Source organism: Bacillus sp. EKM501B (assembly GCF_011800505.1).
Lineage (GTDB): Bacteria > Bacillota > Bacilli > Bacillales > Bacillaceae_G > Bacillus_A > Bacillus_A cereus.
Map to the genome: position 1 here is coordinate 1 of NZ_JAALFZ010000011.1, position 26,538 is coordinate 26,538.

Sequence of the window (26,538 nt, forward strand, 5' to 3'; positions counted from 1 at the left end):
TTCCCCGATAGAATATCGGGAAAAGGCCGTGGCATAATACTCTTTTTATTTCTGTCTACTTGACAGGGAGATGACCACTGTCCAAAAGGACAACCTCTCTTTTCTTATATCAATTAAAATTTAAACTCTTGTCCAACTTCAAAGCTATCTTCTAATACAAGAATACCTTTTTCTTGTGGAGCATCTGGAAGCTCTAATTCACGTGCAGAGCAGATCATTCCAGAAGAAGGAACACCGCGAAGCTCAGCTGGCTTGATTAACATACCGCTTGGCATTACAGCGCCGATTTTTGCAACGACAACTTTTTGTCCTGCATCAACGTTTGGTGCACCACATACGATTTGTAATGTTTCTGTACCGATTTCTACTTTACAAATGTTTAGCTTATCAGCATTTGGATGTTTTTCTTTTTCAGCTACATAGCCTACAACAAATTTCGGAGAAAGATCTGCTTCTACTGTTTCTTCAAAGCCATTCTTCGCTAAAATTTCGTTGATTTTCTCTACAAGCTCTTTCGTTAATGTAAGGTTGCCTGTTTCTTTTACTTCTAAGTAAGAAGATGCATTAAAGATGTTGAATCCTGCTGTCTCGTTGCTTTCACGATCGTATACGCGTGCAACATCTCCTTTGCGATCAAAAGTACGGTTCTCTAAAGTAATATCTTGTAAGGCAACAATTAAAGTGTCACCAATTCCTTCAAGGTTGTAAAAAACGTTCACTTCGTTCATCCTTTCTCTTTTCCATCTGTCTTCTTCCGATTTTTCGCTAAAATAAAGATTGGTTCAAATTCTCCATCTTCATATACGAATGAAAGTGATGTAATCGGAACATGCCCTTCGGCAAAAAATTTCATTGTCATTTGTGCAATAATATCATAACCGATTTCGTTGACGATATCAGCAATAATTAATACATCTTGGTGAGGAACAGCAACAACCATGTCACCAGAAATCTTTTCACGCATCGATTGTAGTAACGATTCGTTTAAAATACGAGTCGCGTCATACCCATCATTTGTGTTTAAAAAGTAGAATGTATTCCCCGCTACTGTGTCTTGTTTAAATTCATAACCTAATGAGCGTGCGTTGAATAATGCCATTTCACGCACTTGCTGTTCTGTAAGTTCTAATTTTTGTAATAGACGCTCGTCAATTAGTCGATACGTTTTATTCGAATCTAACGCATAGTAAATACGTGTTTCCGCCGTATGATCCGTCATAATAAACGGATTTCCTTCTTCTGCTTGTTTCGGGAAAGAAGTAGAGCGAATAACAGGTAAAATTTTCGCTCCGCTATTTTCTTCTTTATGCATCGCAATTAGCGCTTCTTGTACGTAATAAGCAACTTCTTCAATTGCCTTTTCTTTGTTCACTTCCCATTTTGCCACAACTCCTGGAAGCGATACGTTAATACCTTTTTTGGAGTCTTTTTGTTCAATACGTAAAACTTCTTTCTCACTATCATACTGAAAGTCCCATTCTGGGCGAGATAATTTCTTTATTAACTCATCTTTCATCTTTTTACTTGTCATCTTCATCTCTTTTTCCTCCCTTCCAAAAAAATAACCTCCCCCGCGAAGGTAGAGGTTGTTTTACAATTCAATTGGCAAATTGCCTTATTTTAAACCTTCAATGAACTCTTCGATTTGTTCTTGTGTTTTACGATCTTTGTTTACATAGCGACCAGTTTCTTCACCTTTATTGTACGCTACAAAGCTCGGAATGCCAAATACGTCTAATTTTACGCATAGATCAATAAACTCATCGCGATCTACATAGTAAAATGAGAAATCACTATATTTCTCTTCTACTTCTGGCATAAATGGGTCTACAAAGCGGCAGTCTGGGCACCATTCTGCTGAGAACATAAAGACTACATTCTCTTCATTTTTTAACTGTTGGAATTGCTCCATGCTTTCTAATGACTTCATCTATATTTCCTCCTCTAACGGGTACATTTTTCATGTTATAATCTTTCTTTTATACTACCATACATCGCGCACGGTGCAAGGTTTATGCTTGCTTTTTGTCATACTTATATTGCCCAACTAACAACTTAACAACGTGTACAAATAATTCCGTACGGTCGACATAATCATCTGTAAAAATACCGATCGCACCTTCGTGACTACGAATATCTTTTCGCTGCACAAACTCTTCCATCACTTCGCTTAATTCCTTACCATCTTCAAGAGGTGCTAAAAAATCGTCTGGTAACGTAATACGCGCTCCTCCGGCCACAAATACTTTCCCATCACTTGTTGCTAGCGCGCCCCAGTTACACATAAATAAACCGTGCTCCGTTTTCATTACGCCGCCTTCTAGCCCAATCCCAATTGGAGCTTCTCCGTCCTCTAGCGCTCGCTTCGCTCTATTGATCGCTCCTTGCATCGTCTCTTCATCTGAGAAAGGCTGAGCTGATACTCCTGACGGAACAGAAAGAGATGTAATTTCAGCATCTTTCCAAACCTTCTCCACAGCGCCAACCTTCGTTTTATTCTTCGATCCAACTACTACTTTCATTTCGTTCACCTCTATAAAAATTCATCATTCTATTCTAATATCCGCTTCGGCACAAATTAAGTACCAACCACTACCACACACCATCAGGGAATTCCTTCTCCCCATAAAAGAAGGTCGCTTTCTACAATATTACTGGTCCTAAACACAAAAACAGGCTTCTTCTTTCTTCCTACCCGCGGTCTTAATACATCATTCGAGCACCCATTAGGCACTAACCGCCACCACTCATCGCTGGGTCATCTATTCAACCTAAAAAAAGAAGGGTTTTTCGCCCTTCTTCTCTACGCGTTATTCTTAATTGTCTCTAACGTCGTTTTATCTGTTGTTCTTACAAGCTTCGTAATTAATTCTTTCGCCGCTGCATAATCATCAACATGTAAAATTGAAGCATGTGTATGAACGTAGCGTGCACAAACACCAATTACTGCTGATGGGATACCAGAGTTACTTGTATGTACACGGCCCGCATCTGTACCACCTTGTGAAATAAAGTATTGGTACGGAATGTTGTTTGTTTCTGCTGTATCTAAAATGAATTCGCGTATTCCTCTATGTGTTACCATCGTGCGATCGTAAATACGAAGAAGAGCACCTTTTCCTAATTGACCGAACTGTGTTTTGTCACCAGATGCATCGTTTGCTGGACTTGCATCAAGCGCATAGAAAATGTCTGGTTGAATCATATTTGCAGCTGTTTGCGCTCCGCGGAGGCCTACTTCTTCTTGTACAGTAGCACCAGAATATAATGTATTTGGTAATGTTTCATCTTTTAATTCTTTTAACAATTCGATTGCAAGACCACATCCGTAACGGTTGTCCCAAGCTTTCGCCATAATTTTCTTCTCATTTGCCATCGGCGTGAATGGGCAAATCGGCACGATTTGTTGTCCTGGTTTTACACCAATTTCAATCGCATCTTCATAACTATCTGCACCTATATCAATTAACATATTTTTTATATCCATCGGTTTTGCACGTTGCGCGTCACTTAATAAATGAGGAGGAATAGAACCAACAACCCCAATAACAGGACCATTCTTCGTCATAACTTGTACACGCTGTGCTAATAAAACTTGACTCCACCATCCGCCTAACGTTTGAAAACGAAGCATTCCGTTTTTCGTAATTTGCGTAATCATGAAACCTACTTCATCCATATGACCTGCTACAAGAACACGCGGGCCAGTTTCGTCCCCTTTTTTCAGACCAAATACGCTCCCTAAACCGTCTTGTACAATTTCATCTGCATATTTGCTTAATTCTTGTTTCATAAAACGGCGTACATCATGTTCAAAACCTGATGCACCTTGTAATTCTGTTAACGTACGAAATAATTGTAATGTCTCTTTATTCACGAAGTCCCCTTCTTTCAAACCTTAGTAGAATACCCCTTTTATTGTAACGAAATTTTCGAAATGTTTCTAGTTTCTTCTTTTTTAGCTGTATTTGCTTTATAATTATTATCGGTACACTATTTTTATTTTATAGAATTGAGGTGAATATATGAGCTGGAAAGGTTTAGTAGCAGGTCTTGGCGTTGGGTTCGCAGCTGGTTATCTCGTTGCAAACAAAGTACAAGAACAATCCCATATTTCTTCAGAAAAAGCATTGAAAATGGTGAAACAAGCATTAAGTCATAAAGGTGAAATTACTGGCTCTTGGGTACATATGGTTCCAGAGACATTTGAAAAATATGATGTCGCATATGAAGTTTATCGCGGCGGTCTTACAACAATGTTAAATGATATACAAGAACGATTTGAATTTTTAGTTGATGCTAAAACAGGTACTGTTTTAGAGGTTATAGCAGCATAAAAAGGAGGGTTCCCATTAGGTGAACCTCTTATTTTTTTGAAATTGCGGGTATTGATTAAAATTATATCAGCGATTTTCCGAATATATCGGCGCAACTCAATTTATATCAGCGTTTGTTTAAATATATCGACTTACCGACAAAACCCGACAATAAAAAAGAGGCTGCTCCAATAAATATGATGGAACAACCTCCTATTTTTATGCTTCTATACTCGTTTTCCGTTCTACTTTTTCTACGATATGCCCTTCCTCATTCCACTTCACAGCGCGATAATATGCGTCATGGTAAAACGTAAACCATGCCTCTTTTTCAGCACCATACTTCATCCACTTTTGTTTATTTTCAATCGAGGTCATCGGATAATCGTCGTATGCCATTACCCATAATACATTTTGATGTGCGTGCGTCGGTAATAGGTCTGCTAAATGAAGCATCGTTTCCCCATGGCTTTCTAAAGCAATAACTGCATGTCCATCACTATGACCACCTGTATGCACCATTTTTATTTCATCTGTAATTTCTATTTCTTGCTGGAACGTAACAACTTGATCTACAATCGGCTCCCAATTTTCCTTCCAATATGTATTACGGGATCTAATATTTGGGTTCCTCATTTCATTCCACTCTGTTTCACTTACGTAAACTTTCGCGTTCGGAAACGCTGGTACAAGGTGATCACCTTCCCATTTTGTTAAACCAGATGCATGATCAAAATGAAGATGCGTCATTAAAACATAGTGAATATCTTCTGGCTTTAATCCTAGTTTTTCTAATGATTCATAAACCGATGATTCTTCTGTTACACCTTGATTCCGCTTCATCTTCTCATTCAATTTACCGTTTCCTATTCCGGAATCAATGAGCATATTTCCGTCTTTCGTTTGCAAAAGTAACGGATCTGTTCGTAAATAAATATGATTTGTATCATTATGTTTATACTTACGTGACCAAAGTACTTTCGGCACAACACCAAACATCGCTCCCCCGTCTAAATGTGTATTCCCGCCTTTTAACCACGTTACTTTTATATCTCCAATTTGTAACTGTTCCATTACACATCCCCCTTTCAATTAATCTTAACATAAAATTCTGATTATTTTAGATGTAAAAAAACCTATGCATTACTGCATAGGCTCTGTACGATATTTTGCTTCAACTCGGTAAATACGATGACCTTTACTAGAGAATTTCTCTTCGTATTCAGTCATGATGTTACCTTCAAAGTCGCTGTTATGAAGATCTAAGCTTAAGTACGTTAGTAACATACCATACTCAGCCATACTCATAAGAGAATATTCAAATAGACCTTGGTTATCTGTTTTGAAATGAATTTCTCCGCCTTCTACTAACACTTCTTCGTAATTACGTAAAAATGTTTTATACGTTAAACGACGCTTCGTATGACGTTTCTTTGGCCATGGATCTGAGAAGTTTAAATAAACGCGATCAATTTCACCTTTCGCAAAGAAAACTGTTAAATCTTCAGCATCTTTATTAATTAACTTTAAGTTTGGTAATTCTTCTTCAATTAATTTATCAAGTGCATCTACAACAACACTTGTGAATTTTTCAATTCCAATATAATTAATATGTGGATTCGCTTTTGCCATATCATACATGAAGCGGCCACGACCTGTACCTACTTCAATATGAATTGGTTGTTCGTTTCCAAATACTTCTTTCCAGCTACCAGCGCGCTCCTCTGGGTTTCCGATTACGATATGTGAATATTCGTTAATTCGATCCATTGCATACGGTTTATGTCTTAAACGCATAGATGTTTCCCTCTCTTTACATAGCTATTTTAAAGGAATAATTCCTTCTTTCTTTTTTAATCAATCTACCAAACAAAAAACCAAGTACGTACGAGCACTCGGTCCGTTTCTTTCAAGTATAAGATGTACCATTTTGATAAAAACTACATACAGCATTAAACATTCCATGACGAAACAGCTTTTTCTCTTACATTCGAAGAGAAAAACAATCGAAAGGATGATCCGTTCATGCCAATTAATCAACAACATCAATTAGAAGTGCTGAAAGATATTTTAGTCAACCACCAAAGTGATTGCTGCGGGACAGTTTCAGAATGCGAGCAATTAGAGCGCCTCATTCAATCGTTACTCGCAAACGATAATATAAGTAGTGACGCTAAAACAATGCTAAACGATGTATATTCTTATAGTCAATCGGGTAAATCTTCCTCTAATTTGGACAACCATATTTCCAATAATCAAGAACAACTTACTCAGTGGATTGCTGGAATGGACAATTTTTCTTAAGTATTATTCTGAAGCAAGTAGTTGCTGTAAATATTGATGCCAATATTCAGCTTCTGCTTGCTGTTTTTTTGTTGTATGCCATTGAATAGACAAAATCGTTTGTGCTATCACATACCATCTCATACGCCTAAGCAGCGATTCATCCATTTCAATATCATAATAACCGAGCCACTCACTCCACTCCTGGCGCGGAATGTACCAATATAATAACATACCGAGGTCTAGAGCTGGGTCAGCAATTACAGCTCCATCCCAATCAATTAAAAACAATTCATCTTCATCCGACAATAGCCAGTTGTTATGGTTTACATCACAATGGCATACAACGAATTCATTGTATTCAATAGCTTTTAATGAATCCATTAAATATTGAAGGCCTTGCTGAATTGTTTCATCATCCCTTATATCTCCTCTTAAAACGAGTTGCAGTTGTTGTAATAACTCTTGTGCGTGAAGCGGCTGCTTCCCAAGTCTTTGAATCATCTGTACAAGCGCTTTAGAGGAGTGTATTTTCTTCAAAAGTTTCGCAACACGTTCTAGTTTCATATCTTCTGGCTCTAGCTTCTGTCCCGGAAGCCATTTTTGAGCAGAAATTACATCACCATTCGTTACCCTTCTTGTCCAAAGTAATTTTGGAACAATTCCTTCTGCTGACAATACCGCTAAAAAGGGCGATGTATTCCGCTTTAAAAATAACTTCTGTTGTCCGTTTTGCGCAATATATGCATCGCCCGTTACTCCACCAGCCGGTACAAGACTCCACTCTTTTCCTAATAATTGTTCCAACCATTCCATATTCATTACCCGTTAACAAATCCTTATCTTTTATAGTTATGAAAAGAAAAACCGCAACAGTTCTACACATGTTGTGGATTCATATATTTTACTGTAAATGAAAAGAAAAATTAGCCTAAGCCAAAAATCCTCTATTTTATTTTACAAAACCTGTCATAGAATGACAACTTATCAAAATCGTCACCTTTGTCAATTCTACATTTATTACATTCTCATCGTCAAGTAGCGATTTGTCACATTATCGTCAATATATACGTGCTAATTGGAGCGAGCCTAAGTTCCTTTCCTCTAAATGAAGAAATTGGCTCTATTTTCGCTTCGTTTTCGTTTACTAACACATGCCACGTTGCTTCTTTCGGAAGTTGCACAGTTTTAGCTTCTAAACCGCTATTAAATAAGACGATAATCTCTTTCCACGGCCCAAACGATTCTGCATGCTCTAGGTGATATGCAAGTACTTCTGTAGATGTTTGTAAAAAAGTCATATGTTTTTTTATAAGGTCTGCATTTTGTAATCGGAATGCCCCATGCTCTTTACGAATCGCAATTAAACCTTTTATATAGTTAACGGTTTCTATCTCTTTCTCTTTTTGATCCCAATCTAATTGATTGATCTCATCATTTGCATTATAACTATTTTCATTTCCTTTCTTCGTACGATAAAACTCTTGCCCTGCGTGTAAGAAAGGAATGCCTTGTGAAAGAATAACCATTGCGCTCGCTAATAGGTGACGTTTTTTCAAAATCGTTTCTGATTCTTCATTACTGCGCACTAGTTTATCCCACATCGTCATATTATCATGACATTCTACATAGTTAATGCTTTGCGCCGGCTCTAAAAACAGCCCTGTTTCTTTCATACTTAAAAGACTTCCTGCTGCAATATACTGCAAATGATTACAGTCTACATGCCCACCAAATGCAAAACCACGCTTATTTATATGAAATGTACTCCCTTTTATCCCATCACGAAATTGATCATTAAACTGCGCGATATGTGGCATTTTCTTCGCATTATTTAACGTTGCTTTTTCCTCAAGAGGAAGCGGTGTTTGTAAATCCCATCCTTCTCCTAATAACAAAGCATCTCGTTTTATGTTTCGCACTTCTTTCTCTATCATATTCATTGTATCAACATCTAAAATTCCCATTAAATCGAATCGGAATCCATCGACATTGTATTCAGTAAGCCAATATAAAATAGACTCTACAATGAATTTCCTCATCATTTTCCGTTCAGATGCTATATCATTTCCGACTCCCGTCCCATTAGAAGGCATACCATCTTCACCATGACGAAAATAGTATCCTGGAACAAGCTTCTCAAATGATGATAGCTCTCTTTCATAAACATGATTATATACAACATCTATAATCACCCTAATACCTTGTTCATGAAATGTTTCAATTAGTTGTTTGCACTCAACTATCCTGTTATACGGATCAGAGGGGTTTGTAGCATAATATCCTGTTGGTGCATTGTAATATAATGGATTGTACCCCCAATTATAGGCAGAAGAAGGATTCGCCTCATCCACACCACCGAAACAATATAAAGGCAATAATTCAACATGCGTAACGCCTAAATCTTTTATATGAGACAAACCTGTCAATGTCCCATTTCGTCCTGTTGTTCCTTCTTCCATTAGCCCTTTATACGTCCCTTTTTTACTCACTCCACTGTTCGGATGAATAGTAGCATCACGAATATGCAACTCATACAATATGGCATCTGTCATTGCTTGTAATGGTGGTAATTGCTCTCGTTTCGTTACAGTCGTCTTTTCTAAATCGATAACAATGCCATACTTTCCATTTACAGTCACTGACTTTGCGTAAGGATCCACCGCTTCGTTCCATATTAAATTAATACAAACAAGAAATGTATAGCGTGCTCCGTCTAAATCACCTTGTAATGTTTGAATCCAAACTCCGTTTTCTCCCCTGTACATTTCATGATCGGTATATTCTTTATCACTCTTATAAATTCTTACTTTCGCAAGCCTTGCAGTTGGGGCCCATACTTTAAATGTCGTTTCTTGTTTTTGATACACAGCACCTAAATCTGTACCTTCGTAATAATACTTTTCCTCGAAAATTTTTGTTCGAATAACAGCACCTATTTGTAAATCAGTTTCTTCATTCCGTTCATCTCGTACTGTATAATACTTCCCCACATCTAGCGGCTCTTCTATAAAGCACTCATACTTCGTTGCATCTGGAAGCGCAATAGTATGAGCAATCGGTAAATCTTTCACATTACTTCCTTCTTGCAAACGAAATGTCCGACTTGTTCCATACGCATGTGGGAGCAAAATTGTAATTTTATTCATTTCATCTAAATAGGCATCAAATGGACGTTTTACTTTCAACATAAAAAAATCACCATCATTCTCAAAGTTAAAATAAAGTGAAACTTTAATGAGCGAGAAAATTTTTCCATCCTCACTTATTATTAGCCTTCACCAATTAGGCGAGATAAAATGAGCTGCAAATGATAAGGCTTTTCTTATCAACAAGACTCTATACAGTAACTCCATTCTTCTCTATAGTATATTCACCTGCATAAAAAACGTTTTCAACATTCTATTTTTGTAATTTTATTTCAGCAATCGATTTATACTTCGGGGTTTCTTTCACGTGGGATTCGTATAAAGTAATTGTATCTGCTTGAAATGATATTTCAGGCACTTCTTTTATACTTTCTAAACGAAACTTTTCTTCTCCTATCCATTTACGAGCAACGGTAATATGCGGGTGATACGGGCGTATTTCTAGAGAAAATCCATTTTCTTCACAAATGGCATGTACTTGCTTTTGCAACTGAAACAAATTGTGATTCTCACTTACCTTCGCCCAAAAAATACGGGGCTGATCTTCCCTACCAAACGTTGAAAAACCTTGTAACGTGAACGATAGTTCTTTTGTTTCTGCAACTGTTTGTAATCCATTTTTTATTCCCTCTAATTGTTCCTCCGTTGCACTCCCTAAAAATGAAAGGGTAATATGATAGTCTTCTTTATGTACCCATGAACGAAATTGTAATTCCTCTTGCATGTCCTTTTTATAGTTATACAGCATTTCTTTTATATGATTCGGTAACGTAATTGCGACAAAATAATGCAGTTCCATGTACATCTTCTCCTTCTTTCTATTGTTGCTTTTCTTTCTTATCTCATTCAGGTAAAAAGAAGCCGCTCTCCAAAATAGAGAGCGGACATTATTTATATATCCATTACTTCGCTAATTCATGAATTGCTTGCGCGTAAATTGCTGTTGCTTTTAATAAGTCTTCAATTTCGATATACTCATCTTTTTGATGTGCAAGTTCTTCTTTTCCAGGGAATAGCGGCCCAAATGCCACACCAGCTTTTAATGAACGAGCATAAGTACCGCCGCCGATTGCTAATAGTTCTGCTTTTTCACCTGTTTGTTCTTCATACACACGTTGTAACGTACGGATTAATACGTGATCTTTATCGACGTGATGTGGGCGAGAATTAGAATAGTCAGCCACTTCAAAACCATGCGTACCAACATATTCTTTCAACTTCACAATTGTTTCTTCAAAGTTAGTTGTAACTGGGTAACGTACGTTTAGCCCTAAGTTACCACCGTTTTCTTTCGTATAAGAAATGCGACCGACATTCACTGTTAACGGACCGCTAATTTCATCTTTATAAGCAATAGTAGCTTTTTCACCAAAAATATCACCAGTAAATGTTTCTGTTGCAAATGTCGCAAATGCAGTTGCTTTTCCATCAAGTGAAACTGTAGTTAAGAAGTTTGCTAATAATAAACCTGCATTTTCTCCTTTTTCAGGAGTAGATCCGTGCGCTGAAATTCCTTCTATTTGCAACGTCACTGCATTTCCTTCTATAGTCGATTTCCCTATTTTTTTAGCAGTTTGTAAATACTCTTCATATGCTACTGTAAGTGCATTTACATCTTCTCCTGTTATAACCGCTTCTGCAAAATCAGGAACCATATTTAAACGGCGCCCTGAATCAAATGAAACAAGTTCATATGTACCTTTTTTCTCTTCACTACCATTTTGCACAACTTGTATGTCAGAAATTCCTTTTTCTGCATTAATAATTGGAAAGTCTGCATCTGGTGCAAAACCGATTGTTGGCATTTCTTCATTTTTAAAGTAGTGATCTACACATTTCCAATTACTTTCCTCATCTGTTCCTATAATCATACGAACACGTTTGGAAAGAGGTAAGCCTAATTCTTTCACAATTTTCATCGCATAATATGCTGCCATCGTTGGGCCTTTATCGTCAATTGCACCACGTGCAAAAATCTTTCCATCGCGAATATCCGCACTATATGCAGGAGTCGTCCAGCCATCTCCTTCTGGTACAACATCAACGTGACAAAGAATACCTACTAACTCTTCTCCTTGTCCCATTTCAAGATGACCTGCATATCCTTCTAAATTTTTAGAAGCAAAACCTTCAGTTTCTCCTTTATGTAACATGAAAGATAAAGCTTTTTCTACACCTTCACCGAATGGTGCGCCCTCTTTCGCCGATTCTTCTTCCCATACACTTTTAATTTGTAAAAATTGTTGTGTATCACGAATTAAATCATCTTTTCGTTTCGCAACTTCTTCTGTCCAATTAATTGCTGACATCACGCATCCATCCTTCACTATATTGTTTCTTTCATCATAACAAACCGAAATCTCTTATGCCATACACGAAAACTAAATACCGAACAATTGTAATATTTCAGATATTTCTTATTAGTTTTTCTTTTATTTTTTCAAAAAAATTTGCAGGAATTTGGCGTTTTACGTAGAATTTTATGTGTTAGTTGACTGACCATATATACAATGTCAACTACCAATATTTTTCTATATGAATATTTGTTAAATTTCTGTAAAATTTAAGTAGATTAAAGCATGAATTTTATCATGTAGAGTACAATGGTAGTAACGACCTTCTTTCCTGAATGGGGTCAAAAAAACTAGTAGAGGAGTGGTTTTCTCTTGAAACCTACAACTACTCGTATGCTAACACGCATTAAATCAATTTATATGTACATCAATGAAAACGGAACGGTAACGACGAAAGACCTTGTAGATGAGTTCGGGATCACACCGCGAACGATACAACGTGATCTAAATGTGTTGCAGTTTAATGAACTCGTGTATAGCCCTTGCCGCGGTAAGTGGACAACAACAGGAAAGAAAGTGAGAATGACCTCATAATGAAAAATAATTGTATGTAAATAAATACATACCCCTTTCTAATAATTAGAAAGGGGTCTTTTCTGCGCCTATAAAGGTACTACTTTTCAGTATCTACTTGATATGTTTTTAACATTTCTACTTCTTCATCTGTTAGCTCTCGGTATTGTCCAAGTTCTAGTTCTTCATCTAATACTAACGGACCCATCTCTGTTCTCTTTAGGTAGACTACTTTTTTCCCTACCGCTTCAAACATACGCTTCACTTGATGGAATTTCCCTTCCGTAATCACAAGCTCAATTTCAGAAATATCATCGCTTTTCAATATTGTAAGTGCACCTGGCTTTGTTTCATAGCCATCATCTAAAATAACACCTTTAGCAAACTCTTTTACATCCTCTTCTGTTACTACTCCTGCAACGTGTGCATAATATTTTTTCGGCACATGCTTTTTCGGAGATAATAATTGATGTGATAACTTCCCATCATTTGTTATCAATAAGAAACCTTCCGTATCGATATCAAGTCGTCCAACTGGGAACGGATCAAAGATTGCATCTTCTAATTCTAATAAATCTATTACTGTTTCATGATTATCATCTTCCGTCGCTGAAATAACACCTTGTGGTTTATGCATCATTAAGTAAACAAATTCTTTGTATTCCACAACTTCACCGTGAATCATAACTTCTTGCTCTTCTACATTTACATGAACTTTCGCATCTTTTACTGGCGTTCCATCAATTTTCACAACGCCATCTTTCAATAATTTCTTTACTTCTTTTCTACTTCCATATCCCATATTTGCTAATAATTTATCTAATCTCACGTTTTTCACCTTCTTTATTTATCATAGAAAAGGGGACGTAATTACGCCCCTCTTGATTTCAACTTTATTTTAAATCTACTACCAAGTTTACGTTGAATTTTATCTAATGCTTCTCCACCAAATACTCTTTCAAGTACTCCTGTGCGAATTGCTAACAATCCGTAAACAAGACCGCCAATACCTGCACAAATTGCAACTGTTATAAGAGCACCAATACGGCCATCAGGCGAAATCATGAAGGATAGAAGCCATTGTGATAGTTTTACAGCAACGACCATTATAAGTGTTAGTACTGCAATTTGGAATGTTCTTTTATATACAACACCGAATGAATAGTGTGCGTATTTTTTAATTTGTTGATTTGTGTACCAAACAGAAGCTAAGAAACCAACTGCTGTTGCTAGAATTGCTCCTACTGTACCGAAATAACGAATAAAGATTACGTTACATACAAATTTCAAAATAACGCCCATTATAAGCGCAATAATCGCATGCTTCTGCTGGTTAATACCTTGCAGGATTGCCGCTGTTACTGTAAATAAAGCGAATAACAACGCAACTGGTGCATACCACATTAATACTTGTCCACCTAGTGGATCTGAATCGTAAAACGCAGTATAAATTGGATATGCCAGTGAAGAAATACCGACAACTGCTGGCAATGTTAAAAACATATTCGCCTGGAATGTTTGTGTAATTTGTAATTTCAAATAACGGTATTGTTTTTCAGTAAATGATTTTGTAATTGCTGGTACAAGCGTTAAACTAAACGCTGTTGCAAGTGATACAGGAATCATAATTAACTTATGCGTCCACATTGTGAAAATACCGAGAGCTCGCTCTGCGATATCCCCTTGACCAATCGCCTGCATAATTGAGTTAAATGTCAATGTATCAATTTGTTGATATAAAGGAATTGTTAACCCAATTACAACGTAAGGAATCGCATATGCAAATAACTCTTTAAACAATTGAACGGTGCTTACTGTTGATTCTGGTACAGTTTGTTCAATTAAATATTGATCCAAATATTTTTTACGTTTTAACCAGTACCAAATTAACACACCGAGTGCTCCAACCGCTGAAACGAACGCAGCAAATGTCGCTACTCCAACTGCTGTTGCAACTGTACCGCCAAGTACTTTAATAACGATAAAACTACCCGCTAATAAAAAGACGATACGAATAATTTGTTCAATAATTTGTGAAACGGTAGTTGGTCCCATAGACTGGTGACCTTGGAAATAACCACGAATTAAACTCGCTGCTGGTACAACAATAAGTGCGAAACTTACAAGACGAATGATCGTCGTAACTTCTCCTACATTATTGTGTATACTTTGTTTACCAAGCATCGCTTCTGCAAACAATGGCGCCGTCATGTACAGTACTAGGAACGAAAGAACTCCTGTTACTATCATCATAACCATTCCCGAGCGGAACATTCTCCGGCTCGTTTTATAATCGCCAAGCGCATTATATTTGGAAACAAATTTTGAAACAGCAAGTGGCACACCTGCCGTTGCGATACTTAAAAAGATCGTATATGGAATGTATCCATATGTATAGAGCGTTCCGCCTTCTGTTCCTACTAATGCATGAAACGGAAAGACGTAAATCATGCCTAAGAACTTTACTAAAAATGTCCCTAGCGTAACAATAAGCGTTCCGCGCAGAAATTTCGAATCGGACATACAAAAATCCTCCTACATCTACATAAAGTGAAACTATAATTAGTTGGAGACTTCTCTCCTACTCCTTATTAGTTGAACCATTCGAGCATTTACAGGCTAACAGACTCCCTATTTACTTCTCCTAAATCTTGAGGTTTTAGTCTTATCGCCTACAAATGGCAGGATAGTGCTGAACTCTAACTTTTGTATTGTACCACAATTCTCTCATTAAGCAGTACTTCACTCTATTTTTCTTTTAAGGGAAAACATGCTATTCTTTTAGGCAGGAAATGTAGAAAATGAGGTCGATATATTATGCATTATGATGTTATTGTCATCGGCGGCGGTCCTTCTGGGCTAATGGCTGCAATTGGTGCTGCAGAAGAAGGCGCAAATGTCTTACTTCTTGATAAAGGAAATAAACTTGGGCGTAAACTTGCAATTTCTGGTGGCGGACGCTGTAACGTAACGAACCGTCTACCACTTGATGAAATTGTTAAACATATACCAGGAAACGGTCGCTTCTTATACAGCGCTTTTTCTATTTTTAATAATGAAGATATTATTACATTCTTCGAAAATCTTGGTGTTAAATTGAAAGAAGAAGACCACGGTCGCATGTTCCCTGTGTCAAACAAAGCACAATCTGTTGTAGACGCACTTTTAACACGATTAAAAGACTTAGGTGTAAAAATTCGTACAAATACGCCTGTTGAAACGATTGAATATGAAAATGGTCAAACGAAAGCAGTTATACTGCAAACAGGTGAAGTGTTAGAAACAAATCACGTCGTTATCGCTGTTGGCGGAAAATCAGTTCCTCAAACCGGATCTACTGGAGACGGATATGCTTGGGCTGAAAAAGCGGGTCATACAATCACAGAATTATTCCCAACAGAAGTACCTATCCTTTCAAACGAGCCGTTTATACGTGACCGCTCATTACAAGGTCTTGCTTTACGTGATATAAACTTAAGTGTATTAAACCCGAAAGGAAAAGCTATCATTTCTCACAAAATGGACATGCTCTTCACTCATTTCGGCCTATCCGGACCCGCTGCTCTTCGCTGTAGTCAATTCGTCGTGAAAGCACTGAAAAAGTTTAAAACGAATACAATACAAATGAGTATTGATGCATTGCCAGAGGAAAATAGTGAGCAACTATTTCAGCGCATGCTGAAACAAATGAAAGAAGATCCGAAAAAAGGAATTAAAAACGTTTTAAAAGGTTATGTTCCTGAACGTTACTTCCTATTCTTATTAGAAAAAAATGAAATTGACGGCAGCGAACAAGCTGGACAAGTTTCTCACGAAAAGATTCGTGCACTTGTGAAAGACTTTAAAGAGTTTACTGTGAATGTAAATGGTACGCAGTCAATTGAAAAAGCATTCGTTACTGGCGGCGGTGTATCCGTGAAAGAAATTAACCCGAAAGAAATGTCTTCTAAATTTACGAACGGCTTATATTTCTGCGGAGAAGTTCTTGATATTCACGGTTATACTGGTGGCTATAATATTACATCAGCCCTTGTTACTGGTAGAATTGCCGGAACGACAGCTGGAGAAAACGCGAAAATGCAGTATTAAAAAAAGAAACAGGGATTCCTGTTTCTTTTTTTATAGGTACATGAAATTATATGAGCAATTCCACAAATATATCAGCGATTCCGCAACTTATATCGGCGATTTTCCAAATTTATCAGCGATTCTGCAACTTATATCGGCGATTTCCCAAATTTATCGACTTACCGACAAGAAACGACAAATATCTGCTCCATGTAACTTTCCATTGCTTTTTTGTTGCTTTATTTACCTTAGTACCTTTATATTTTATATTGTTGAATATTTAAAAAGGGTAAGGGGAAAACAAATGAGAAAAAAAGTCATGATGTCTTTAATGTTAATGACGTTTCTTTCTGCGGTAGAAGGAACGATTGTTAGTACAGCAATCCCTCGTATAACGAGTGATTTGTCAGGCGTCGAACTTGTTAGTTGGGTATATGCAATTTATATGCTTGCAACAGCTGTTTCGACTCCAATATACGGAAAGCTCGCTGATTTATTTGGCCGTAAAAAAGTTTTACTGATCGGAGCTACAATCTTTTTAGTCGGTTCTGCACTTTGCGGAGTCGTTACATCGATGGAACAATTAATCTTTTTCCGCGCGCTTCAAGGTATCGGTGCTGGTGCTGTTATGCCAATCACAATGACGATTATTGGAGACTTATATAGCGAAGCGAAAGACCGCGCGAAAGCACAAGGTTGGATGAGTGCCGTTTGGGGTGTATCCGGTGTTATCGGACCGTTAGTAGGTGGATTTTTAGTTGATTCCCTTTCTTGGCGCTATATTTTCTTCCTAAACGTTCCATTCGGAATTATCGCTTGCTTAATGATTGCAATTTACTACAAAGAATCTATTAAACCTGCTAAGCATCATATCGATTATCTTGGTGCAACAGTCTTCTCATTAAGTACAATCGCTCTACTATATGCATTATTAACAGGTAGCAGTAAGCAAAACTGGGGAGACATGACAATTATCGGCCTATTAATCTTTGCCGCTATTTCATTTATTATTTTCTTATTCATCGAGAAAAAATCTCCAGAACCATTAATTCCGCTAGCACTTTTCTCTAACCGTACATTATCTACGATAAATATATTAACTCTTATTGCTGGCGCAATGATTATTAGTATTACAATGTACCTTCCAATTTGGAGCCAAGGTGTATTAGGGAAAAATGCTACAGAAGCTGGACTTATTTTAATGCCAATCCCTGTTATGTGGACATTTGGCGCTATTTTCTCTGGTAACTTAGTAGGCAAATTAAAAACGAAACAAATTATTTTACTTGGAGCTAGCATTTTATCAGTCGCTACGTTCTTATTATTTACACTATCAACAAATTCACCATCGTTCCTTATTTATGTAGCAGTCGGATTATTCGGCTTAGGAATGGGGCTTGTGACACCGATTTACATGGTAACAATTCAAGCAGCCGTACCAGCTCATACACGTGGAACAGCTGTTGGTTTAAACACATTTATTAATACATTTAGTCAAACGTTAGGTGCTGCAATATTCGGTACAATCTTCAATACGATGATTCACGCACGTGGTATTAAAAATCTTGATCTTGTATCTGGTGGACATGGCGGTAATACAGCAAACGTAGTAACCGAATCACAATCTGCATTAGCATCAAGCGTACACGTCATTTATATGAGTACTTTCGTATTAGCAGTATTTACATTAATTATCGCTTGGCTTTTATTAAAGCCAGCTACACAAACAAGTGAGCAACAATAAAAAGGATGACCATTTTGGTCATCCTTTTTTTATTCTTCATTCTCCACAATATGTTTCAGCATGGATAATTTATTATCCCAAAAACGTTCATAATATGAGAGCCACTGTTGTAATTCTTCTAATGGTTCTGGATGCAAACGATATATCTTCTCTCTTCCACTTTTTCTTCCACTTACTAAATTCGCTTCCGAAAGAATATGAAGGTGCTTTACAACCGCAGTACGACTCATCGGAAAATGATCCGTTATTTTGGAAATCGGTAACTCTTTGTCACTTAATAACCGTATTACTTCTCGGCGGGTTGGATCAGCAATTGCTTGAAATACATCATATTTCGCTGCTGACGAGGACACTTAGCCTTCGACAACCTTTTTCAGTTTTTCATTTACAATTGCTACCCAACCACCGCTCATTCTATCGCGAATAATAGAGCTCTTCGCATTTGCTTTCGGAAGAATTTCATCAGGATGTTTCCAGCCGCCGTGAATTAACGTAAATTCTGTTTTGTTATCTCCTAAGTCTTTCAAATTAAATGAAACAACCCAGCCATCTGTATCCCATGAGAAAGATAAATGGTTTGGCTCATCAATTTCTAACACTTTACATGGTGATGGCCCAAATGGTGATTGCACATGAAATTCATGTCCTACCTCTAATACAAAATCATTTGGCATAAACCATGACGCAATCCCTTCTGCAGTTGATACTACACTCCATACCTTTTGAATAGACGCGTTAAAAACGATTGTTTGTTTAATATCATTTAATGTATTTTGTTGTTCCATTTTCATTCTCCTTTACTCGGCGTTATAACATAACACCTTTTGGTTATACTTCGATAATATAACACCTTTTAGTTTCATGTCAACGCTAATTCTTTTACTGTTGAGAAATTCTCAACATTTTTTCAACAGGACAAACACCCTCTTAGCATTTCCTCATAATATACTCACAAAGGCAATACAAAATAAAAACTTCTCTCAACATGAAACTCCATCATTTATCTTGAGAGAAGCGCCTTACTTATATCATGCGTACTTCGTCTCTCCTCCTTCCCTCAAGGGACAATACGCGAGATATGACAAATCAGAAGGAATATGCCCACCATTTGAGTAGGTAGTTATTTCTCTTCTCCTCAACATTTCCTCAGGAGCGAAATGACTACCGACTCACTTTTTTCAAACAAAAATAAAAAGGGGATGAAAGCTATGTTCTATTGCATTAACTGCTCTGATATTCATCATGAAAAACATCCGAATGATAAAGTATTCAAAAACGGTTTTTATATTGATCCATTTTTAGGTGATCGTTATCACCTTGGTATGTGTAAAGATGCCCAAAATCATGAAACAGGGGAGCCTCTTTTAACGACAAAGAAATTAGGCACACCCCAATCTATTATGAACGTATTACCGACACATGTTGTCCCAACATAAAACATAAAAAAGAGCTGGGTGAGCCAGCTCTTTTTTATGCTTTATAAACGATCATTGCTGAAAAACAATAAATTTGGTTTTCATCGTCGTTAATGGAAACACCAACTTGATACTTAATATCTACAAAGTTGCTATCATCAATCTTTTTCAAAAACACATTCACAGCGTCTTCTAAGTCTTTTTCGTGACTTTCATCAAAAACTTTCACACGAATCATGTTAACACCATCCTAGATCGCAGCCCTCCGCCGCTTGATTATTGCCACGGTGCGTATCTATGATGCGATAAAACTTTCCATTCTCATATATATATCCGTCTTCTAACACATATTTTTTATCTTCAGTATAGACATAAAACTTACCTATCATAAATTTACTCGTATATAATTCCAAATAATTTGGTCTAAATTTAGCTACAACTTTATTTGTAATATCAATTTTTATTGTGCGCCCCACCTTCTCTCCCTCCTTTGCAAAGAACGGATTTAGGTATATTGTATTAGCGCTTTTACATTTTATGCTTAAAAATAAGTGGATATGCCTTCTTTCTCACCTGTACTATTTTTCTAAAAAAATCACTATAAAGTGAAACTTTAATCAGCGGAGGGGTTTATTCATCCTCCACTGATTATCAGCCCGCCCCCCCATCTAACTTCTTTGCTTTCGCTGAATTTTGAGGTGGGGGTCTTATTGCCCGTTAATGCGGGATAAATAAGTTCAAAAAAAACATAAAAAAAAGCACTTCACCTTATTGACTCTAATATAAATGTTATGTTATTATATAAAATTTGACATTTTTACATGCGTATGCTATCATTAAAAGTGGTTACCACATATGGAGGTGGATGATTTGTTTCAAATTGGTGATAAAATCGTTTATCCAATGCACGGTGCAGGAATTATCGAAGCAATTGAAGAGAAAGAAATATTAGGTACTTCACGTCAATATTGTGTGATACGCATCATTAGTAAAGATATGCAAGTAATGCTTCCGATGGAACAATTAAAAAAATCAGGTATTCGTTATATCGTTGATCGAGGTACGTTAGATGATATACTTCTTGAATTTCAAAACGGGGAGTCAGACCCATCACTCTCATGGAAACAAAGATATACAATGAATATGGAAAAAATGAAAAATGGCAATTTACAAGATAGCGCAGAAGTGGTTCGGGATTTACTTCGCCGTAATAAAGAGAGAACATTAAATGCGAGCGAAAAACAAATGCTAGATAATGCACGAAAAATGATGATCAGCGAAGTCGCGCTCGTACAAAATGTTACTGAACATCAAGCAACAGAATTTCTTCAAGATACAATTAATCATTAATTTTAAAATAGCCGAACGCTATTTTTTTTGTAAAAAAGGACAAAGAGATAAAACTCTTTGTCCTTTTCATATTACCCACGCCCAGCTTGAAACGATGGGTATAAAGTCATTCCACCATCTGCAAATAACGTAATTCCAGTTACGTAACTCGCCTCTGATGAAGCAAGCCAAGTTGCTACTGCTGCGATTTCTTCAGGTTTTCCAATATAGCCCATAGGTATCATACTTTCTACGTCAGCACGTTTTTTAGGATCAGCAAACTTTTCGGCATTAATTGGCGTATTAATTGCACCTGGCCCAATATTATTTACTCGAATACCTTTTGGCGCATATTCTAACGCTAGCGTTTCTGTCATCAGTTTAATGCCACCCTTACTTGCTGCATAGTGCACAAATAGTGGCCACGGAATTTTCTCATGAACACTAGACATATTAATGACAGACCCTTTAATATCATGTTCTACAAAATATTTAATCGCTTCACGACTTCCTAAAAAAGCACCTGTTAAATTTGTATTAATTACCCTATTCCAATCTTCAAGCGGCATTTCATGCGACGGTACCGCGTTTTCTATCCCTGCATTATTAATCATAACGTCAAGCGTACCAAACTCTTTCACAGCAGATTGAATGAGATTCACAACATCTGATTCGACGGTTACATCACCTTTTACAGCAATCGCTTCGCCGCCTACCTTTTTAATTTCTTCTAACACATCATTCGCTTCTGATTCTCGTGAGCGATAATTAATAACCACTTTCGCTTTTTCCTTAGCAAACCTCACTCCCATCGCTCTTCCGAGACCAGTTGCTGATCCTGTAATAACGACAACTTTCCCTGCTAAATCACTATACATTTCCATACCTCCTTTAACTTTTGGCTATACCTAACATAATTCCGGCTGCGATAATAAAAACGATACCGACAACGATACCCGTTAATTGACGTTTCGTTTTCTTTTCACCTAATATAAGGATCCCACCAAGCGTGGAAATAATAATTCCCATTTGCGATAGCGAGAAACTTGTTGCGACTCCAACACGCGGCTGTGAAATGAATAAAAACATATTTCCAGCTGCCCAAATTAATCCTGGAATAATATTGCGAATTGCATATTTATTAAATGGATGATGTTTAAAGGTAAGCAAAATCCCACCTAACACCATACCAACTGCTTGTGGCAACAAAGCCGACCAGCCATCTACGTTAAATAACCTAATTACTACTACGTAAACTAAATAACCGACTGTTGAAATTAATAAAATTACGATACCTCTTTTAAAGTTTGCTGCTTGCTCTGCATTCTTTTCTTCTTCACTTTGAAGCGATGTTAAAATAACACCGATAATAATACAAACGAGCGCTAAAACCCCAAGAACGACCGATATTGTCGTGGACCATTCATGAAATACGATAACGCCAAATAAAGTCGTCGCGACTAATTGAAGTCCTGTTGAAATTGGCATCGTCCTCGAAACACCCATTAAATCAATACTTTTCAATTGATTCGCCTGACCAAGCGCCCAAAATAAACCTGACACAACTCCAACTCCGATAACGGTAGGTGTTAATACTGGCTTCATAAAAATATAAACAACAATTGAAAAAATAAGTGCTCCAAATGTTGTTCCGAGCGTTTGACTATACGGGCCCCCGCCCAGTTTTACGTTAAATAGCACAATACTTCCCCAAAATATAGCTGGTAAAATCGCTAAAAATATATCCATCACTCATTACCTTTCTTTACTAAATGCCATAGATTATCACTCTAAGTCGTTAGAGTGAGCTTTTATTTTTTCTTTTTCCCGTTCACAAACTTTTTCTGCAATAGCGTCAGAAACATTCTTTTCTCGCTCCACTTTCTTTATCTTTACGTGATCTAAATGATCTTCCAAAGTAAGCGTAACTTTATCGTTCGGCGGATTATGCGCTCCTTGAAATGTAAGAAATTGTAGCTTCAATTCGTATCTAGGAACAAATTCATCTTTCTTGCCGAGACGCTTTATATCTATAACTGAAGCACATTCATATTGATCTTCTGTCACTTGTCTAATAACTGAATAGTACCTATTTGATAATGCACTCTCTAAAAGCTGTTCTCTTGATTCTTTCGCGAAAGAATCGCTTGGAGAAGAGAAAAAGGCCACACATAGCATTGTGATAACGACACATATTTTTTTCATAGTTCCCTCCTTGTTCTATAGATTAGTGTTCTCAAAACTGCCATAAAAAAACGACTTTCCCTATGTAGGAAAGTCGTTTTAATAAATCCAATATTAACCACCGCTCACTGGTGGAATTAGTGCAACAACATCACCAGATTGGACCCTGTCATCTTCATTTGCGTATTCTTCATTAATCGCAACCATAATTGGCTCTGAAACTGGTACATTATATTCGTTCGCAACAACATCTTTTAACTGTGCAACCGTAATATTTTCTTTCTCTATTTGTAATTCACTTGTCCCTGCTTCTTCTTGTAAGTGCGCAAATAACAATACTCTAATCATACTTATAACTCCTTCCCAGGCTCTCCCGCCGGATATGGTGTTTTTTCTAATTGATCACCAATCCATGAGTCACCATCTTCCCAAAACTCCTTTTTCCAAATCGGAACAATTTGTTTTATGCGTTCCATAATATATTCGTTCGCTTCATAAGCCGCTTTACGGTGTGGTGTTGAAACAGCAACAACAACCGCTATATCAGAAATTTGCAACGTACCGATGCGATGTGTAATCGCAACATATGTACCTGGCCATTTCTCTTTCACTTCCAAGCCAATTTTCTCTAGCATCTTTTCTGCCATCGTCTTATAAGCAACATACTCTAAGTATAATGTACGACGCCCTTTCGTAAACTCTCTAACCGTTCCAATAAATGTTGTAACAGCACCGCATTCACGTCGAATTACTTTCTTCGTTACTTCTTCAATTGAGATTTCTGTATCAATTACTTCATAATATGTATTTATCATTTCGCACTCCTAACCGTTTGTAAAAACCAGTCTATGTACAACTCTTCTTCTGTTACATGAAATACTTTATATTCTTCTCGTATATTTGCCGGAACATCATACCACGTAATAACCGCCACTATATTTTCTACTTTATGTAAAAGCTCAATGTCTTCCGCAGAACGAAGTAACACTACTTTCGAGTAATTCTCTTTTTTATAGCCTTCTATTAAAATTGTATCCACTTCAAAAAACTCATATAAGCGAATAATTTCTTGCAAGGACCATTTCTTTCTTAGTGAAGAAAGTGAAAGCAATCCAGCACCTTCTACACTACTTACGACAGCACCAGCTTTACGGTGTCTTTCGCTATCTTTTTGCGCTACTTCTGGAAAGCCTCCGTGCCCGTGATGTTTAATTGTAGCAACTTTCATTTTTCGTTCAGCTAATGCATGCACCACTTTCTCAACAAGTGTTGTTTTCCCGCTATTTTGATATCCTACTATTTGTAAGATTGAAGGGGCTTTGCCCATGGCCAATCACATCCCTCAGAGTGCTCTAACAATAATACGGATACTTTCATTCCGGTCTCAAATCCTCTCGTTCCTCCAGGTAACACGATAAAAGCATTCGCATCTGCAAGTGAAGATACCGCACTCGATTTATCTAAACCAACTGGCATCGCTTGTAACGCCCCGTCCACAATTGTTACGTTCGCTCTTACGAAACGAGTAAATGGATTTGGCTTTGGAAAATCTTTTTGTAAAATAGCATCCGCTCTATATACGTGAGGTTCCTTCGCATACAAATACGTTTTTATAATTGGATGCACAAATAATTCAAAGCCTACATAACAAGCAGACGGATTTCCTGATAAACCAAAGAGTAACTTTCCATCAACTTCAGCTACTGTCGTTACACTTCCGGGCCTCATGGCTATCTTATTAAAGAGTACATTTGCCTGTAACCTTTCATAAATAGCTGGTAAGTAGTCATAATCTCCTACTGATACACCGCCTGTTGTAATTAAAATGTCGACCTCATCCACCGCTGATTGAACAGCTGTAAAACATGCATCTAACTCATCCGCGAGTTGACCATAATAACGAACTTTCCCGCCAGCTTTCATAATTTGAGCTGCGATCATATACGAGTTACTATTTCTAATTTTCCCCGGTTCTAACGGCTCATGTACTTCTAATAATTCACTTCCTGTCGTTACAATACCGACAACAGGCTGTTTTACAACTTTCACAGTGCTATATCCAAACGTTGCTAATAAGGCGGCAACACCTGGATTAATTGCAACGCCTTTCTGAACGAGAACTTGATTTTGTTTTATATCTTCTCCTTTAAACGACACATTGTCACCGTTATTAAAAGGGCGTTTTAACTTCATATATGTTTTCCCGTTCTTCTCAAACCCTTCTGTCAGCTCTAGCATTACGACTGCATTGCAATCTTGTGGAATAGCTGCTCCTGTCATAATACGAACCACCTGAAAAGATCCTACTTCTTCTGTAAAAACAGAACCTGCCCCGATTTCTCCTATTACTTCAAATTCAACTGGATTCTCTTGAGTTGCTTCTTTCGTATCTTCTGCTCGAATGGCGAAACCATCGTAAGGGGAACGATCAAAATGAGGAACGTCATGATCTGAGACAACATCTTCCCCGAGAATTCTCCCGTAACTTTCCGTAATAGAAATTTCTTCTACTTCACCATGCTTTGCATATTTCATTACCCGTTCTACTGCCTCAGCAACTTGAATTGGAATTCGTTTTTCTACCATCGTTTCTCACCTCATATTTGCAATTTTTTTTATCTCGATTAAACTTTATATATTCAATAGAAATTACTTCAAGGAGGAATTCCATGTCTTCATTTACACACTTTAATGACCAAGGACGCGCGAAGATGGTTGATATAAGTGACAAAAAAGCAACCGTTCGAACAGCAATTGCGTGCTCTAGCATTGTCGTTACGAAAGAAATTTACGATAAAATCTCTCACAATGAAATTGGGAAAGGTGACGTATTAGCAGTTGCGCAAATCGCAGGCATTATGGCTGCGAAACGAACTTCTGATATTATCCCAATGTGCCATCCTTTACTATTAAAAGGTGTTGACGTTTCTTTCGATTGGAAACAATCAGAAGAACAATATCGTTTACTCATTGAAGTAAAAGTTAAAACAGAAGGTAGCACCGGTGTTGAAATGGAAGCTTTAACAGCTGCTTCGGCTACCGCTCTTACTGTGTATGATATGTGTAAAGCTGTCGATAAAGGTATGATTATCGGCGAAACCTACTTACTTGAAAAAACAGGCGGAAAAAGTGGAGATTATACGAGAAATTCATAATCCTTTCTCCGTTGAACCTAAAGGATCC

32 protein-coding genes are annotated in these 26,538 nt (G+C 37.2%); 8 read left to right on the top strand and 24 right to left on the bottom strand.

Annotation, left to right across the window (positions count from 1 at the left end; translation table 11 throughout):
- Positions 1 to 113 precede the first annotated feature (113 nt).
- The 5 genes from ytpR to HFD78_RS19135 form a co-directional block, all read right to left on the bottom strand.
- Complete coding sequence (gene ytpR, locus HFD78_RS19115) at positions 114 to 728, bottom strand: YtpR family tRNA-binding protein (RefSeq protein ID WP_001006761.1); 615 nt, start codon at positions 726 to 728, stop codon at positions 114 to 116.
- Positions 725 to 1,537: a DUF1444 domain-containing protein gene (locus tag HFD78_RS19120; protein WP_000784588.1), complete on the bottom strand. Its 813-nt coding sequence runs from the start codon at positions 1,535 to 1,537 to the stop codon at positions 725 to 727. Before HFD78_RS19120 ends, ytpR begins: the two co-directional genes overlap by 4 nt.
- 78 nt (positions 1,538 to 1,615) lie before the next feature.
- On the bottom strand, positions 1,616 to 1,930 hold the full coding sequence (locus HFD78_RS19125) for a thioredoxin family protein (RefSeq protein ID WP_000838193.1): 315 nt from the start codon (positions 1,928 to 1,930) through the stop codon (positions 1,616 to 1,618).
- Positions 1,931 to 2,012: 82 nt separating this feature from the next.
- Positions 2,013 to 2,522, bottom strand: a complete 510-nt coding sequence (locus HFD78_RS19130) for a DUF84 family protein (protein WP_000869937.1) — start codon at positions 2,520 to 2,522, stop codon at positions 2,013 to 2,015.
- Between the two features lie 281 nt (positions 2,523 to 2,803).
- Entirely contained in the window at positions 2,804 to 3,877 is a 1,074-nt protein-coding gene (locus HFD78_RS19135) for a M42 family metallopeptidase (RefSeq protein WP_001031507.1), read from the bottom strand.
- 148 nt (positions 3,878 to 4,025) lie between these two features.
- Between HFD78_RS19135 and HFD78_RS19140 the strand changes: the two genes are divergently transcribed.
- Positions 4,026 to 4,337 carry a PepSY domain-containing protein gene (locus tag HFD78_RS19140; RefSeq protein ID WP_000118543.1) on the top strand — a complete coding sequence of 104 codons (312 nt, stop codon included), beginning with the start codon at positions 4,026 to 4,028 and terminating at the stop codon, positions 4,335 to 4,337.
- A 198-nt stretch (positions 4,338 to 4,535) separates the two neighbouring features.
- On the opposite strand, the gene HFD78_RS19145 is transcribed toward HFD78_RS19140, so the two are convergent.
- Both HFD78_RS19145 and trmB read right to left on the bottom strand, forming a co-directional pair.
- Positions 4,536 to 5,390, bottom strand: coding sequence for a YtnP family quorum-quenching lactonase (locus HFD78_RS19145; protein ID WP_000436862.1), 855 nt, complete (start codon positions 5,388 to 5,390; stop codon positions 4,536 to 4,538).
- A 69-nt stretch (positions 5,391 to 5,459) separates the two neighbouring features.
- Positions 5,460 to 6,113 carry a tRNA (guanosine(46)-N7)-methyltransferase TrmB gene (trmB, locus tag HFD78_RS19150; protein ID WP_001239385.1) on the bottom strand — a complete coding sequence of 218 codons (654 nt, stop codon included), beginning with the start codon at positions 6,111 to 6,113 and terminating at the stop codon, positions 5,460 to 5,462.
- Between the two features lie 228 nt (positions 6,114 to 6,341).
- On the opposite strand from trmB, the gene HFD78_RS19155 reads away from it, so the two are divergent.
- On the top strand, positions 6,342 to 6,620 hold the full coding sequence (locus HFD78_RS19155) for a YtzH-like family protein (protein WP_001122235.1): 279 nt from the start codon (positions 6,342 to 6,344) through the stop codon (positions 6,618 to 6,620).
- Positions 6,621 to 6,623: 3 nt separating this feature from the next.
- Here HFD78_RS19155 and HFD78_RS19160 read toward each other — a convergent pair whose 3' ends face one another.
- From HFD78_RS19160 to pepV, 4 genes are all read right to left on the bottom strand, one after another.
- Positions 6,624 to 7,421 (bottom strand): phosphotransferase family protein, encoded by a 798-nt coding sequence (locus HFD78_RS19160; protein WP_001986674.1) that lies wholly within the window; start codon positions 7,419 to 7,421, stop codon positions 6,624 to 6,626.
- A 227-nt stretch (positions 7,422 to 7,648) separates the two neighbouring features.
- Positions 7,649 to 9,790 carry a type I pullulanase gene (gene pulA, locus HFD78_RS19165; RefSeq protein ID WP_000921746.1) on the bottom strand — a complete coding sequence of 714 codons (2,142 nt, stop codon included), beginning with the start codon at positions 9,788 to 9,790 and terminating at the stop codon, positions 7,649 to 7,651.
- A gap of 211 nt (positions 9,791 to 10,001) precedes the next feature.
- Positions 10,002 to 10,547, bottom strand: coding sequence for an RNA 2',3'-cyclic phosphodiesterase (thpR, locus tag HFD78_RS19170; RefSeq protein ID WP_098005614.1), 546 nt, complete (start codon positions 10,545 to 10,547; stop codon positions 10,002 to 10,004).
- 103 nt (positions 10,548 to 10,650) lie between these two features.
- Positions 10,651 to 12,057 (bottom strand): dipeptidase PepV, encoded by a 1,407-nt coding sequence (pepV, locus tag HFD78_RS19175; RefSeq protein WP_001274251.1) that lies wholly within the window; start codon positions 12,055 to 12,057, stop codon positions 10,651 to 10,653.
- A gap of 357 nt (positions 12,058 to 12,414) precedes the next feature.
- Between pepV and HFD78_RS19180 the strand changes: the two genes are divergently transcribed.
- Positions 12,415 to 12,636, top strand: a complete 222-nt coding sequence (locus HFD78_RS19180; protein ID WP_000805512.1) for a DeoR family transcriptional regulator — start codon at positions 12,415 to 12,417, stop codon at positions 12,634 to 12,636.
- 79 nt (positions 12,637 to 12,715) lie between these two features.
- Here the strand turns inward: HFD78_RS19180 and HFD78_RS19185 are convergent, their stop codons facing one another.
- Both HFD78_RS19185 and HFD78_RS19190 read right to left on the bottom strand, forming a co-directional pair.
- Positions 12,716 to 13,444, bottom strand: a complete 729-nt coding sequence (locus HFD78_RS19185; RefSeq protein ID WP_001234947.1) for a pseudouridine synthase — start codon at positions 13,442 to 13,444, stop codon at positions 12,716 to 12,718.
- A gap of 41 nt (positions 13,445 to 13,485) precedes the next feature.
- Complete coding sequence (locus tag HFD78_RS19190; RefSeq protein ID WP_001284029.1) at positions 13,486 to 15,138, bottom strand: putative polysaccharide biosynthesis protein; 1,653 nt, start codon at positions 15,136 to 15,138, stop codon at positions 13,486 to 13,488.
- Positions 15,139 to 15,432: 294 nt separating this feature from the next.
- Here HFD78_RS19190 and HFD78_RS19195 point away from each other — a divergent pair, with 294 nt between their 5' ends.
- Together HFD78_RS19195 and HFD78_RS19200 are read left to right on the top strand one after the other, a co-directional pair.
- Positions 15,433 to 16,704 carry a BaiN/RdsA family NAD(P)/FAD-dependent oxidoreductase gene (locus tag HFD78_RS19195; RefSeq protein WP_000558859.1) on the top strand — a complete coding sequence of 424 codons (1,272 nt, stop codon included), beginning with the start codon at positions 15,433 to 15,435 and terminating at the stop codon, positions 16,702 to 16,704.
- Between the two features lie 283 nt (positions 16,705 to 16,987).
- Positions 16,988 to 18,427, top strand: a complete 1,440-nt coding sequence (locus tag HFD78_RS19200; RefSeq protein ID WP_001228020.1) for an MDR family MFS transporter — start codon at positions 16,988 to 16,990, stop codon at positions 18,425 to 18,427.
- Positions 18,428 to 18,456: 29 nt separating this feature from the next.
- Here HFD78_RS19200 and HFD78_RS19205 read toward each other — a convergent pair whose 3' ends face one another.
- Together HFD78_RS19205 and HFD78_RS19210 are read right to left on the bottom strand one after the other, a co-directional pair.
- Positions 18,457 to 18,780: an ArsR/SmtB family transcription factor gene (locus HFD78_RS19205; RefSeq protein WP_000098837.1), complete on the bottom strand. Its 324-nt coding sequence runs from the start codon at positions 18,778 to 18,780 to the stop codon at positions 18,457 to 18,459.
- Entirely contained in the window at positions 18,781 to 19,212 is a 432-nt protein-coding gene (locus HFD78_RS19210; RefSeq protein WP_000437769.1) for an SRPBCC family protein, read from the bottom strand.
- Positions 19,213 to 19,635: 423 nt separating this feature from the next.
- On the opposite strand from HFD78_RS19210, the gene HFD78_RS19215 reads away from it, so the two are divergent.
- A complete protein-coding gene (locus HFD78_RS19215; RefSeq protein ID WP_000498988.1) occupies positions 19,636 to 19,863 on the top strand; it encodes a DUF3973 domain-containing protein in 228 nt (75 codons plus the stop codon).
- A 34-nt stretch (positions 19,864 to 19,897) separates the two neighbouring features.
- Here HFD78_RS19215 and HFD78_RS19220 read toward each other — a convergent pair whose 3' ends face one another.
- Positions 19,898 to 20,080: a sporulation protein Cse60 gene (locus tag HFD78_RS19220; protein WP_000621751.1), complete on the bottom strand. Its 183-nt coding sequence runs from the start codon at positions 20,078 to 20,080 to the stop codon at positions 19,898 to 19,900.
- 1 nt (position 20,081) lies between these two features.
- Positions 20,082 to 20,318, bottom strand: coding sequence for a DUF2553 family protein (locus tag HFD78_RS19225; RefSeq protein WP_000533804.1), 237 nt, complete (start codon positions 20,316 to 20,318; stop codon positions 20,082 to 20,084).
- Positions 20,319 to 20,697: 379 nt separating this feature from the next.
- Between HFD78_RS19225 and HFD78_RS19230 the strand changes: the two genes are divergently transcribed.
- Positions 20,698 to 21,192, top strand: a complete 495-nt coding sequence (locus HFD78_RS19230; protein WP_000451446.1) for a CarD family transcriptional regulator — start codon at positions 20,698 to 20,700, stop codon at positions 21,190 to 21,192.
- Between the two features lie 71 nt (positions 21,193 to 21,263).
- Here the strand turns inward: HFD78_RS19230 and HFD78_RS19235 are convergent, their stop codons facing one another.
- The 7 genes from HFD78_RS19235 to moeA all read right to left on the bottom strand — a co-directional run bounded on the left by HFD78_RS19235 (position 21,264) and on the right by moeA (position 25,941).
- Complete coding sequence (locus HFD78_RS19235) at positions 21,264 to 22,049, bottom strand: glucose 1-dehydrogenase (protein WP_000286673.1); 786 nt, start codon at positions 22,047 to 22,049, stop codon at positions 21,264 to 21,266.
- Between the two features lie 13 nt (positions 22,050 to 22,062).
- Entirely contained in the window at positions 22,063 to 22,920 is an 858-nt protein-coding gene (gene glcU, locus HFD78_RS19240) for a glucose uptake protein GlcU (RefSeq protein ID WP_000350867.1), read from the bottom strand.
- 36 nt (positions 22,921 to 22,956) lie between these two features.
- Positions 22,957 to 23,376 carry a DUF3888 domain-containing protein gene (locus tag HFD78_RS19245; RefSeq protein ID WP_000717677.1) on the bottom strand — a complete coding sequence of 140 codons (420 nt, stop codon included), beginning with the start codon at positions 23,374 to 23,376 and terminating at the stop codon, positions 22,957 to 22,959.
- Positions 23,377 to 23,469: 93 nt separating this feature from the next.
- Positions 23,470 to 23,703: a molybdopterin converting factor subunit 1 gene (moaD, locus tag HFD78_RS19250; RefSeq protein ID WP_000621778.1), complete on the bottom strand. Its 234-nt coding sequence runs from the start codon at positions 23,701 to 23,703 to the stop codon at positions 23,470 to 23,472.
- A 2-nt stretch (positions 23,704 to 23,705) separates the two neighbouring features.
- On the bottom strand, positions 23,706 to 24,170 hold the full coding sequence (moaE, locus tag HFD78_RS19255) for a molybdopterin synthase catalytic subunit MoaE (protein ID WP_000611226.1): 465 nt from the start codon (positions 24,168 to 24,170) through the stop codon (positions 23,706 to 23,708).
- Positions 24,167 to 24,682: a molybdopterin-guanine dinucleotide biosynthesis protein B gene (gene mobB, locus HFD78_RS19260; RefSeq protein WP_325849245.1), complete on the bottom strand. Its 516-nt coding sequence runs from the start codon at positions 24,680 to 24,682 to the stop codon at positions 24,167 to 24,169. The genes moaE and mobB overlap by 4 nt, the downstream gene beginning before the upstream one ends.
- Positions 24,652 to 25,941, bottom strand: a complete 1,290-nt coding sequence (moeA, locus tag HFD78_RS19265) for a molybdopterin molybdotransferase MoeA (protein WP_000229698.1) — start codon at positions 25,939 to 25,941, stop codon at positions 24,652 to 24,654. Before moeA ends, mobB begins: the two co-directional genes overlap by 31 nt.
- An 83-nt stretch (positions 25,942 to 26,024) precedes the next feature.
- On the opposite strand from moeA, the gene moaC reads away from it, so the two are divergent.
- Positions 26,025 to 26,510, top strand: coding sequence for a cyclic pyranopterin monophosphate synthase MoaC (gene moaC, locus HFD78_RS19270; RefSeq protein ID WP_000094146.1), 486 nt, complete (start codon positions 26,025 to 26,027; stop codon positions 26,508 to 26,510).
- Positions 26,511 to 26,538: the final 28 nt, after the last annotated feature.